Annotated in this window: 8 protein-coding genes; 4 read left to right on the forward strand and 4 right to left on the reverse strand. The window is 70.0% G+C overall.

Annotated features, from left to right (window positions below; genetic code table 11):
• Positions 1-35: 35 nt before the first annotated feature.
• From ACFWM2_RS33635 to ACFWM2_RS33645, 3 genes are all read right to left on the reverse strand, one after another.
• On the reverse strand, positions 36-902 hold the full coding sequence (locus ACFWM2_RS33635; protein WP_383287836.1) for a hypothetical protein: 867 nt from the start codon (positions 900-902) through the stop codon (positions 36-38).
• Positions 903-1,083: 181 nt separating this feature from the next.
• Positions 1,084-2,154, reverse strand: coding sequence for a metallophosphoesterase (locus tag ACFWM2_RS33640; protein WP_383287838.1), 1,071 nt, complete (start codon positions 2,152-2,154; stop codon positions 1,084-1,086).
• A gap of 209 nt (positions 2,155-2,363) precedes the next feature.
• Positions 2,364-3,476: a LacI family DNA-binding transcriptional regulator gene (locus ACFWM2_RS33645; protein ID WP_383287840.1), complete on the reverse strand. Its 1,113-nt coding sequence runs from the start codon at positions 3,474-3,476 to the stop codon at positions 2,364-2,366.
• Positions 3,477-3,895: 419 nt separating this feature from the next.
• Between ACFWM2_RS33645 and hisC the strand changes: the two genes are divergently transcribed.
• The gene (gene hisC / locus ACFWM2_RS33650) at positions 3,896-4,975 is read left to right on the forward strand and encodes a histidinol-phosphate transaminase (protein ID WP_383287842.1); all 1,080 of its coding nucleotides are present in this window, start codon (positions 3,896-3,898) and stop codon (positions 4,973-4,975) included.
• 132 nt (positions 4,976-5,107) lie between these two features.
• Here the strand turns inward: hisC and ACFWM2_RS33655 are convergent, their stop codons facing one another.
• Complete coding sequence (locus tag ACFWM2_RS33655) at positions 5,108-5,482, reverse strand: cyclophilin-like fold protein (RefSeq protein WP_383287844.1); 375 nt, start codon at positions 5,480-5,482, stop codon at positions 5,108-5,110.
• A 238-nt stretch (positions 5,483-5,720) separates the two neighbouring features.
• Here ACFWM2_RS33655 and ACFWM2_RS33660 point away from each other — a divergent pair, with 238 nt between their 5' ends.
• From ACFWM2_RS33660 to cydD, 3 genes are all read left to right on the forward strand, one after another.
• Positions 5,721-7,229: a cytochrome ubiquinol oxidase subunit I gene (locus ACFWM2_RS33660; RefSeq protein ID WP_383287846.1), complete on the forward strand. Its 1,509-nt coding sequence runs from the start codon at positions 5,721-5,723 to the stop codon at positions 7,227-7,229.
• 20 nt (positions 7,230-7,249) lie between these two features.
• Positions 7,250-8,254, forward strand: coding sequence for a cytochrome d ubiquinol oxidase subunit II (gene cydB / locus ACFWM2_RS33665; RefSeq protein WP_383287848.1), 1,005 nt, complete (start codon positions 7,250-7,252; stop codon positions 8,252-8,254).
• Positions 8,255-8,345: 91 nt separating this feature from the next.
• Positions 8,346-11,894 carry a thiol reductant ABC exporter subunit CydD gene (gene cydD / locus ACFWM2_RS33670; RefSeq protein ID WP_383287850.1) on the forward strand — a complete coding sequence of 1,183 codons (3,549 nt, stop codon included), beginning with the start codon at positions 8,346-8,348 and terminating at the stop codon, positions 11,892-11,894.
• Positions 11,895-11,998 lie beyond the last annotated feature (104 nt).

The following is an 11,998-nucleotide window of genomic DNA, read 5'->3' on the forward strand; positions in this document are numbered from 1 at the left end:
CGAGCGCAACCCCGGCGCCTCGCCCGCGCCAGGTGCTACTCCGGCGCGTGCTCCGGCCCCCCGAAGTCCGGGCTGCTGAAGTCCGGGCTGCTGTAGCTCGGACGGGGGCCCGCCGCCGGGCCGCCGTCGGGGCTGCTGAAGCCCGGCCTGTTGTAGCCCAGGTGCGGCATGCGGCTGGGGGGCTCGGGCGCCTTGTGGGCCACCGCGGCCGTGCCCGGGTCCGCGAGCGCCTCCCGGAGGAACGGCAGGATGCCGCGCCCCAGCAGCGCGTCGTGCCAGATGTCTCTGGCCCGGGCCACCTCTTCGTACAGCTCGCCGCGGGCTTCGGCCTGGAGCGCCGAGCCGCCGTTGCGGAGCGCGGTCAGCAGCAGTCCGACCGCGGCGACCAGAATGGCGACGGCCGTGACCGCGCCGAAGACCCACCCGGTGGTCAGGAGGGTCGTGGCGAACGCCGGTTCGGGGTCGAGCATCTTGAGGATGTAGCCCACGAGCAGGAAGATCGCCGCCGCTGTCCCGGCGAGGACGGGAGCGAGCACCGCGACGACGGCGATGGCGCCGGCGCCTGCCGCCTCGGTGGCCTCCCCCATCGTGGTGGCGAGCCCCACCGCGGTCGCGCCCGGCTCGGCGGACCCGGCCTCCTCGGGGACGGGCAGGCTGGACGGTGCCGGCTGGCGCAGTTCCTCGCGGGCCTTCACATAGTGCTGATACTCGGTCGCCGCGGCCGCCGTGATGAGGGCCGTGGCGTTGAGCGCCATCGTGCGCAGTTGCTCGGGGTTGAGCCGCTTGCCGACAGCGGCGAGTTCCGGACGGTGAGGGGCGGAGCGCAGCGCCTCATCGAGGATCCGCTCGTAGTCCTGGCGGTCCTCGCTCAGCAGGTGCTGCGGAACGCTGTTCATGTGCATCCCCCGATGCTCCGTAGGGCGGGTAGCTCGCACGCTGACGAGCCGTCGGGCAGAAACGGAGGGGAGCCTGCTACGGATAAGCCGATGGTAGAGCCGGGACGGCACACGGTGACAGGGGGTTTCCAGAATTTGCCGCCTGCGCCGGGGCCGTCCTTCGGCGGGACGCCTGCCCGATGAACGCTCAGATACCCAAGGGAAGTTGCTGGACCAGTAGCTTTCCGGCCATGGTCACTCCGCCGTCCATGGCGATGGCGAGCCCGTCGGCGTAGACGTGCGGTCCCTCGACCACGGGGCCCGAGCTGTCCTCGCCGTCCTCCGAGCCGACCTCGCCCAGGAGGTACGGGATGGGGCTGTGACCGTGGACGATGCGCGTACCGCCGTAGACGTCGAGGAGGGAACGGACGGCCTCGGCGCCGCCGTCGTCACGGAAGGCGAAGCGCTTGGTGAACTTGCGGAAGAGGTCCCAGCACTCGTCGGCGTCATTGCGGGTGAGGGTCTCGCGGACCGTGTCGTTGACCGCTTCGATGGAGTCGCCGTAGTCCAGATAGGCGGTGGTGTCCGAGTGGACCAGGAGGTGGCCGTCGGCGATCTCCATGGCGTCCAGACGGGCCATCCACTGCAGGTGGTGGTCCTGAAGACGCTCCATGTCGGTCTTCTGGCCGCCGTTGAGCAGCCACGCGGCCTGGAAGGTGGCGGTGCCCGCGCCGGAGTTGACGGGGGTGTCGCCGAACCGTTTGGCGCCGAGCAGCAGCAGTTCGTGGTTGCCCATGAGGGCCTTGCAGTAGCCGCCGGCCGCGGCGGCCTCGGCGGACAGCCGCATCACGAGGTCGATGACGCCGATGCCGTCCGGGCCGCGGTCGGTGAAGTCGCCGAGGAACCACAACCGCGCGGTGCCCGCGGACCAGTTGGCCGCCGCGTCGAGGATGCCCTGCTCCTGGAGCGCGCCGACGAGCTGGTCGAGATAGCCGTGCACATCGCCGACGACGTACAGGGGGCCGGGGCCGCCCGTGGCCGACGGGTCGGGCACGGCCGACGGATCCACGGCGACCTGCAGCGTGTCGCCCCGGTTGATGACGGGCAGATCGCGCTGGGTCGGCGTGTAGTCCGCCGGTTCCGAGGCGGACGCCCCACCCTCTTCGGGGGGTGTGCTCTGCGCGTACGGACCGGTCTCGTGGACGTATGCGGGTACCCGGAAGTCGCGCAGCGTCGCCGTGCGCACCGCCTCGGGTCCCTGACCGGCCCCCTGAGTCATCGACCCCTCCACCATCGCGCCGCATCTGCACCGCATCGGACTGCCTGGTCGCAGCGGCCCGCGGTGTCGTCCGCCCATCATAGGAATGCGGATCGCGCCATGTGATGACCCAGGGGTGGTGAATCGGAGGAGGACCCCGGTTCACCGTGGTTTTCGCCCGAATTGGGCGGGGCTTTCCCCACCGGACACAGGCGCCGGCCGTCTGTGAATTACCCCTCTTCCGGTGACCGCGGTGGGCTGACGGTCGTGCGCGGCGGGCGTCGCTCGGACGAAGTGCGCACGATCAGCTCCGTCGGTATCACCTGCTCGACCGTCTGTTCCGACTCGACGCCCTCGATGGCGTCGATGAGGAGTTGCACCACGGCCGTGCCGATCCGGCGCGGTTTGAGGGAGAGCGTGGTGACGGGGGGCTCGGTGTTGGCGTAGACGGTCGACTCGCTGCAGCAGACGAGCAGGAGGTCGTCCGGTACGCGGAGGCCGTAGCGCCGGGCCGCCGCCAGCAGGTCGGTGCCGTTCGGGTCGAAGAGCCCGTAGACGGCGTCGGGGCGGTCGGGCCGGGCGAGCAGCCGGTCGGCGGCGACGGCTCCCGCGCACGGATCGTGCGCCGGGTAGGCCTCGTACACCGGATCCTGGCCGACCCGCTCGCACCAGCGCAGATACGCGGTGGTGGAGAGGTGGGTGTACGTGTCCGTGGTGGTGCCGGTGAGGAGGCCGATCCGGCGGGCGCCGGCGTCGGCCAGGTGTTCGAGGATGCCCAGGACCGCGGCCTCGTGGTCGTTGTCCACCCAGGCGGTCACCGGGAGCGAGCCGGCGGGGCGGCCGTCGGAGACGACCGGTAAGCCCTGGCGGACGAGCTCACTGACGACCGGGTCCTGGTCGGACGGATCGATGACCACGGTGCCGTCCAGGGCGACGTTCGACCACACGTCGTGGCGCGAGGTCGCGGGGAGGATGACCAGGGCGTAGCCCCGGGCGAGAGCGGCGGAGGTGGCGGCTCTGGCCATCTCCGCGAAGTAGGCGAACTCGGTGAAGGTGAAAGGTTCATCCCCGTACGTCGTCACTGTCAGGCCGATCAGCCCTGACTTGCCGGTACGGAGCGTTCGGGCCGCGGCGGACGGGCGGTAGCCCAGCCGGTCGGCGACCTCGCGGACATGGCGTCGGGTGGCGTCCGGGAGCCTGCCCTTGCCGTTGAGGGCGTCGGAGACGGTCGTGATGGAGACTCCGGCGGCGGCGGCGACGTCTCTGATGCCCGCTCGGCCCGGCCGACCGCCTCGGCGGGAGGTCTCCGCCCGGCTCACCTGGTGCTTCCCTGCTGCTGTCATGGCGAGCCGATAGTAGGGCTCTTCCGGTGGGGTAGTGCGGACGCATATTCACTCGTTGACAGGCACGTTTCTGCATGGTCGAAGACCGTCAACTGCCTTTGAAACGAAGTCAGTTGGGTATTTCGATGGCACTACGTGACTTGTCGACACGCATGAGCCTGCCAAGGCGGCCATGTTTCGAAGAGGTCTCAACTCACCTTCACGAGGGACGCGCGCTACGGCGTGAGCCACCGGCGCGCGCCAAAACGGACGGCGCGCCCCCCGTTTCGTACGCCTCGTGTGACTTCGTGCCGGGATGCCCCGTCGTATGCAGAGCGGCGGTCCACAGCCATTCGCAGCGGCGCCGAATCCTCATAAGGTAAGAAGCATTGGTAGCCGGTGGCTGAGATGAGCCGGTGGTGGTCACGAGGAGGACTGCGGTGAGCGAGATGAGCCCCAAGCTGCGAGCCGAGCTGGAGGGTATCCCCACCTACAAGCCCGGCAAGCCCGCCGCGGCCGAGGGTCCGGTGGCGTACAAGCTGTCCTCCAACGAGAACCCGTATCCGCCGCTGCCCGGCGTGATGGAGCGGGTGACCGCGGCCGCGGGGTACTTCAACCGCTACCCGGACATGGCCTGCACCGGCCTGATGAACGAGCTGGCGAACCGCTTCGGCGTGCCCGTCTCGCACCTGGCCACCGGCACCGGCTCGGTCGGGGTCGCGCAGCAGCTGGTGCAGTCCACCAGCGGTCCCGGTGACGAGATCATCTACGCCTGGCGTTCCTTCGAGGCGTACCCGATCATCTCGCAGGTCAGTGGGGCGACCTCGGTACAGGTGCCGCTGACGCCGGGCGATGTGCACGATCTCGACGCGATGGCGGACGCGATCACCGACCGGACCCGGCTGATCTTCGTGTGCAATCCCAACAACCCGACCGGCACCGTGGTGCGCCGGGCCGAGCTGGAGCGTTTCCTCGACCGGGTGCCGGGCGACGTGCTGGTGGTCCTCGACGAGGCCTACCGCGAGTTCATCCGCGACCCCGAGGTGCCGGACGGCGTCGAGATCTACCGCGAGCGGCCCAACGTCTGTGTGCTGCGCACCTTCTCGAAGGCGTACGGCCTCGCGGGCCTCAGGGTCGGCTTCGCGATCGCCCACGAGCCGGTGGCCGCGGCGCTGCGCAAGACGGCCGTCCCCTTCGGCGTCAGCCAGCTCGCGCAGGAAGCGGCGATCGCCTCGCTGCAAGCCGAGGACGAGCTGCTCGGCCGGGTCGGTTCGCTGGTGTGCGAGCGCCGGCGCGTGGTCGAGACGCTGCGCGACCAGGGCTGGACTGTGCCCGAGACGCAGGCCAACTTCGTATGGCTGCGGCTGGGGGAGCGCACGCTCGACTTCGCCGCGGCCTGTGAGCAGCACGGGGTCGTCGTACGGCCGTTCCCTGGCGAGGGCATGCGGGCGACGATCGGCGAGACGGAGGCGAACGACATCTTCCTGAAGGTGGCGGAGGGGTTCCGCAAGGAGCTCTGATCACCTGAGGGGCCCGGGTGTCCCCGGGCCGGTTCGGTCGCCGGCGGGAGGACACCCCGGCCCGGGAGTCCGCCACGGCTTCACCGTCTCGGCCACGGCTCCACCGTTTCCGCTCCGGTTCCACCGCTTCGGCTACGGCTCCAGCGCTTCGAGGCGTACGGGGTCGCCGTCGCGGACGGTTGCCAGGACACGCGGGTCGCCGTCCACGCGGCCCAGCACGTTGCAGGGGCTCGCGAGGCGGCACTCGTCGCCCTGCGAGACCGGTGTGGGTCCGTAGGGGAGGGCCAGGGCGTCGCCGTCGGTCCAGAAGGCCACCGTGCCCGGTTCCACGACCTGTTGGGCGCCGTCCTCGAGGGTGGCGGAGACGCCGGTGTCGAAGTAGACCTCCTCGCCCCAGGTGCGCGCCGTGGAGACGAGCGGCAGTGCCTTGGCGAGGATCCGGGCGGTCGGGGTGTCGTCGAGGGCCGCGGTGAGATGACCCGCGGGCCAGGAGATCCGTATCTGCATGCGGCGGATTCAACAAGATGTTGAAGTCCTTGCCAAGGGGGTCGACCGGCCACTTCGGGCCAGAAGCGGCCGGTTTCCGCTTAAGTACCCCCCACCCCGCACGGCTCGAACGGGCATGCGTCATAATTGCTTGTGAATGTGAACGCGTTCACAAGCGTGTCCCGTTTGCTCCCGTAATGGGTGTGACATATGGGACAAGCTGCCGCTGTAACCACGGCGATGTAAGGAGACTGACGACGTGGAGATGGCTCTGGCGCCGGAGACCTTGGCGCGCTGGCAGTTCGGAATCACCACCGTCTACCACTTCCTCTTCGTTCCCCTGACGATCTCGCTCGCCGCGCTCACCGCCGGCCTGCAGACGGCCTGGGTGCGTACGGAGAACGAGAAGTTCCTCAGGGCCACCAAGTTCTGGGGCAAGCTCTTCCTGATCAACATCGCGATGGGTGTCGTCACCGGAATCGTGCAGGAGTTCCAGTTCGGTATGAACTGGTCCGACTACTCGCGCTTCGTCGGTGACATCTTCGGGGCTCCGCTGGCCTTCGAGGCCCTGATCGCGTTCTTCTTCGAGTCGACCTTCATCGGGCTGTGGATCTTCGGCTGGGACAAGCTGCCGAAGAAGATCCACCTCGCCTGTATGTGGATGGTCTCGATCGGCACGATCCTGTCGGCGTACTTCATCCTCGCCGCCAACTCCTGGATGCAGCACCCTGTCGGCTACAAGATCAACAAGGCGAAGGGGCGGGCCGAGCTCACCGACTTCTGGCATGTGCTGACGCAGAACACCGCGCTCGCCCAGGCCTTCCACACGCTCACCGCGTCGTTCCTGACCGGCGGCGCCTTCATGGTCGGCATCGCGGCCTTCCATCTGGTCCGCAAGAACCACGTCCCCGTGATGAAGACCTCGCTGCGACTGGGGCTGGTCACCGTCACCATCGCCGGTCTGCTCACCGCGGTCAGCGGTGACACCCTCGGCAAGGTCATGTTCAAGCAGCAGCCGATGAAGATGGCCTCGGCCGAGGCGCTGTGGAACGGACAGGACTCCGCACCGTTCTCGGTCTTCGCCTACGGGGACGTGAGCAAGGGCCACAACTCCGTCGAGCTGTCGATCCCGGGGATACTGTCGTTCCTCGCCGACGACGACTTCAGTTCGTACGTTCCCGGCATCAACGACACCAACAAGGCCGAGCAGGCGAAGTACGGTCCTGGCGACTACCGGCCCATCATCCCCGTCACCTTCTGGGCGTTCCGCTGGATGATCGGCTTCGGCATGGCGTCCTTCGCCATCGGCCTGGTCGGACTCTGGCTGACCCGCAAGAAGTTCATGCTGCCGCAGCACCTGCGGGTCGGCGACGACGAAGTGCCGCATCTGGTCCTCTTCAAGAACAAGGCCCTCGGCCCGACGCTCACCAAGTGGTACTGGCTCATCGCGATCTGGACCCTGGCGTTCCCGCTGATCGCCAACTCCTGGGGCTGGATCTTCACGGAGATGGGCCGCCAGCCATGGGTCGTCTACGGCGTACTGCAGACCCGGGACGCGGTCTCCCCCACGGTCTCGCAGGGTGAGGTCCTCACCTCGATGCTCGTCTTCACGTCCCTCTACGCGATTCTCGCCGTCGTGGAGGTCAGGCTGCTCGCGAAGTACGTCAAGGCCGGACCGCCCGAGCTCACGGACTCCGACCTCAACCCGCCCACCAGGATCGGCGGCGACTCCCGTGACGCCGACAAGCCGATGGCCTTCTCCTACTAGGCCCAGGGAGCTGCTGAGTCATGGAACTTCACGACGTCTGGTTCGTACTCATCGCGGTCCTCTGGATCGGCTACTTCTTCCTGGAGGGCTTCGACTTCGGGGTCGGTGTGCTCACCAAGCTGCTGGCCCGCAACCGCATCGAGAAGCGGGTGCTGATCAACACGATCGGTCCCGTCTGGGACGGCAACGAGGTGTGGCTGCTCACCGCGGGCGGCGCCACCTTCGCCGCCTTCCCCGAGTGGTACGCCACGCTCTTCTCCGGCTTCTACCTGCCGCTGCTGATCATCCTGGTCTGCCTGATCGTGCGCGGGGTCGCCTTCGAGTACCGGGCGAAGCGGGACGAGGAGAACTGGCAGCGCAACTGGGAGAACGCGATCTTCTGGGCCTCGCTGATCCCGGCAGTCCTGTGGGGTGTGGCCTTCGGCAACATCGTGCGCGGGGTGAAGATCGACGAGAACTTCAACTACGTGGGCAACTTCTGGGACCTGCTCAACCCGTACGCGATTCTGGGCGGGCTGGTCACGCTGACCCTGTTCACCTTCCACGGGGCGGTCTTCGTCGGGTTGAAGACCGTCGGGGACATCCGGGTGCGGTCGGGGAAGCTGGCGCTCCAAGTCGGTCTGGCAGCCGCCGTGTTGGCGCTGCTCTTCCTGCTCTGGACGCAGGTGGAGAACGGTGACGGCGAGTCTCTGGTGGCGCTGGTGGTGGCCGTGGTCGCGCTGGTCGCGGCTCTGGTGGCGGTCAAGGCCGGCCGTGAGGGCTGGGCGTTCGCGCTCTCGGGGCTCACCATCGTGGCGGCTGTGGCGATGCTCTTCCTGTCGCTCTTCCCGAACGTCATGCCGTCCTCGCTCAATGGCGACTGGAACCTCACGGTCACCAACGCCTCGTCGAGCCCCTACACCCTGAAGATCATGACCTGGTGCGCAGGGATCGCCACGCCGATCGTCCTGCTCTACCAGTCGTGGACCTACTGGGTGTTCCGCAAGCGGATCGGTACGCAGCACATCGCGGAAGCCGTGCACTGAGTCCGTCGCATCGAGGGGCATGTTTCACGTGAAACATGCCCCATGACCGAAGGGTGCGTTTCCTCCGGATCGCGCCCATGGAATCGAGGGTGTGTTTCACGTGAAACCGATCGACCCGCGCCTGCTCCGGTACGCCCGCGCCACCCGCCTCTTCCTCGCGGTGGTCGTCGGCCTGGGGGTTGTCGGAGCGGCGCTGGTCATCGCGCAGGCGATGCTCATCGCCGAGGTGGTGGTGGGCGCGTTCCAGCACGGCCTGTCGGTCGGTGAACTGCGCACCCCTCTCGTGTTGTTGGCGGTCGTCGCCGTAGGGCGGGCGGTGGTCGCGTGGCTCACCGAGCTGGCCGCTCATCGGGCAAGCGCCGCCGTGAAGTCGGAGTTGCGGGGGCGCCTGCTGGAGCGCGCGGCGCAGCTCGGTCCGGGGTGGCTGAGTGGGCAGCGGACGGGTTCGCTGGTCGCCCTTGCCACTCGGGGCGTCGACGCCCTCGATGACTACTTCTCGCGCTATCTGCCCCAGTTGGGGCTCGCGGTGGTCGTGCCCGTGGCGGTGCTCGCGCGGATCGTCACCGAGGACTGGGTGTCGGCGGCGATCATCGTCGGCACCCTGCCGCTGATCCCGCTCTTCATGGTCCTGATCGGCTGGGTCACGCGGTCCCAGATGGACCGTCAGTGGCAGCTGCTCTCCCGGCTCTCGGGACACTTTCTCGATGTGGTCGCAGGGCTGCCGACGCTGAAGGTGTTCGGCCGGGCCAAGGTGCAGGCCGAGTCGATCCGGCGCATCACCGGTGAGTACCGCCAGGCGACCATGCGGACGCTGCGGATCGCCTTTCTGTCGTCCTTCGCGCTGGAGCTGCTCGCCACGATCTCGGTCGCGCTGGTCGCGGTGACCATCGGCATGCGGCTCGTGCACGGCGAGATGGATCTGTACGTGGGGCTGGTCATCCTCGTCCTCGCCCCCGAGGCATATCTGCCGCTGCGGCAGGTGGGGGCGCAGTACCACGCCGCCGCGGAGGGACTCGCCGCCGCCGAGGAGATCTTCACGGTGCTGGAGACTCCCATGCCGGTGTCCGGCTCACTCGCCCTGCCGGAGGGACGGATCAGCGTCGAGGAGGTGACCGTGCGGTACGACGGGCGGTCCTCGGACGCGGTGGCGGACGTGTCCTTCACGGTCGGGCGGGGCGAGACGGTGGCCCTGGTCGGCCCGAGCGGCGTGGGCAAGTCGACGCTCCTGAACGTCCTGCTCGGGTTCGTGGAGCCGACCGCGGGCCGGGTGCGGATCGGGGGAGTGGATCTCGCCGCGGCCGACCTGGTGCAGTGGCGCTCACGGATCGCCTGGGTGCCGCAGCGGCCCCATCTGTACGCCGGATCGATCGCCGAGAACGTACGACTGGCGCGGCCCGACGCGGACGACGCGGCGGTACGGAGGGCGCTCGCCGACGCTGGGGCGCTGGAGTTCGTCGATGCACTGCCCGACGGTGTCGGCACGGTTCTCGGCGAGGACGGGGCCGGGCTCTCGGCCGGTCAGCGGCAACGGCTCGCCCTGGCCCGGGCGTTCCTCGCGGACCGGCCGGTCCTGCTCCTCGACGAGCCGACAGCCGCGCTGGACGGTGCGACGGAGGCCGAGGTCGTGGACGCGGTCCGGCGGCTCGCGGTGGGGCGGACGGTGCTCCTGGTCGTCCACCGGCCCGCGTTGCTGGACGTGGCCGACCGGGTGGTGCGCCTTGAGCCCGGAGTGCCCGTCGTGGGCGCCTCTTCTGTCGCTTCCGCGGCCGGACACGTGCAGCGGCTCGAAGAAGTGGCGGACGAACCGGCGGCCCGGCGAGGGGAGCCGGCGCGGTCCGGGCAGGGGCGCGGGGGTGTGCTCGCGCGGGTCCGGGCCATGGGCCGGGCCTGGCGTGGCCGTCTCGCGATGGCGCTGCTCCTCGGGAGCCTCGCGCTCGGCTGCGCCGTCGGGCTGATGGCGACCTCCGGATGGCTGATCTCGCGAGCCTCGCAGCAGCCGCCGGTGCTGTATCTGATGGTCGCCGTGACGGCCACGCGGACGTTCGGGATCGGACGGGCCGTCTTCCGGTACGCGGAGCGGCTCGTGTCGCACGACGCCGTACTGCGCATGCTGGCCGACACCCGGGTCGCCGTGTACCGGCGTCTGGAGCGGCTGGCGCCCGCGGGGCTGCGCACGACCCGGCGCGGTGACCTCCTGTCGCGGCTCGTCGCCGACGTGGACGCGTTGCAGGACTACTGGCTGCGGTGGCTGCTGCCCGCCGGTGCCGCGCTCGTCGTGTCCGCCGTCTCCGTCGGCTTCACGGCGTGGCTGCTGCCCGAGGCCGGTGCCGTGCTGGCCGTCGGACTGCTCGCCGCCGGGGTGGGCGTCCCCCTCGTGACCGGCGCCGTGGCGCGTCGCGCGGAACGCAGGCTGGCTCCCGCACGCGGTGTGCTGGCGACGCGGGTGGCCGATCTGCTCACCGGGACGGCCGAGTCGACGGTCGCGGGGGCGCTGCCCGACCGTATCTCCGAGACGCGCCGCGCCGACACCGTCCTCACGCGCATCGCCTCGCGCGCCGCCACCGCCACCGCGCTCGGCGACGGGCTGACCGCGCTCGTGTCCGGGCTGACCGTCACCGCCACCGCACTCGTGGGAGCCCAGGCGGTCGCCGGCGGGCGGCTGGGCGGCGTGACGATGGCCGTCGTCGTCCTCACCCCGCTGGCCGCCTTCGAGGCCGTTCTGGGACTGCCGCTCGCCGTCCAGTACCGGCAGCGGGTGCGCAGGAGCGCGGAGCGCGTGTACGAGGTGCTGGACGCCCCCGAGCCCGTACGGGAACCGGAGCGGCCGCAGCCGGCGCCCGCGTCGCCGTTCCCGGTGCGGGTGGCCGGGCTCTCCGCCCGCCACACCGGGCAGCACCGGGACGCGCTCGCCGGGCTCGAACTGACCCTGGAACAGGGCCGCAGGGTGGCCGTGGTCGGGCCCTCCGGATCCGGCAAGACGACGCTGGCGCAGGTGCTGCTGCGGTTCCTGGACGCGGACGCCGGCACGTACACGCTGGGCGGCGTGGACGCGTACGCGATGGACGGTGACGACGTACGGCGGTTCGTCGGGCTGTGCGCCCAGGACGCGCACCTCTTCGACAGTTCCGTGCGCGAGAACCTGCTGCTGGCCCGGAAGGACGCCACGGAGGCCGAGCTGCGTGACGCGCTCGCGCGGGCCCGGCTGCTCGACTGGGCTGACGGGTTGCCCGACGGGCTCGATACGTTGATCGGCGAACACGGCGCGCGGCTGTCCGGCGGTCAGCGGCAGCGGCTCGCCCTCGCCCGTGCTCTGCTCGCCGACTTCCCCGTCCTCGTGCTGGACGAGCCCGCGGAGCATCTCGACCTGCCGACCGCCGACGCGCTCACCTCCGACCTGCTCACCGCCACCGCCGGCCGTACGACGCTGCTGATCACGCACCGCCTCGCCGGGCTGGACGCGGTGGACGAGGTGATCGTCCTGGCGGACGGGCGGGTGGTGCAGCGGGGCCCGTACGCGGAGCTGGTCGCCGTCGACGGCCCGCTGCGGGAGATGCGGGAACGCGAGGCCGAGGGGGAGGCGCTCGTGGGGGCGGTAGGAGCGGTGCCGGCGACGCGAGCGGTGGAGGTGGTGGGGCGCTAGGGGACTGCCGTCTGGGTGACCGGGCAGCTGAGCCGGTTCCGTCCGTTGGCGGAGGCCGAGATGGCGGGGCAGGGGTCCGAGGGGCGAGATCGACTTTCCGTAAC

This window comes from Streptomyces sp. NPDC058371, assembly GCF_042723265.1.
In the GTDB taxonomy this organism is placed as follows: Bacteria; Actinomycetota; Actinomycetes; order Streptomycetales; family Streptomycetaceae; genus Streptomyces.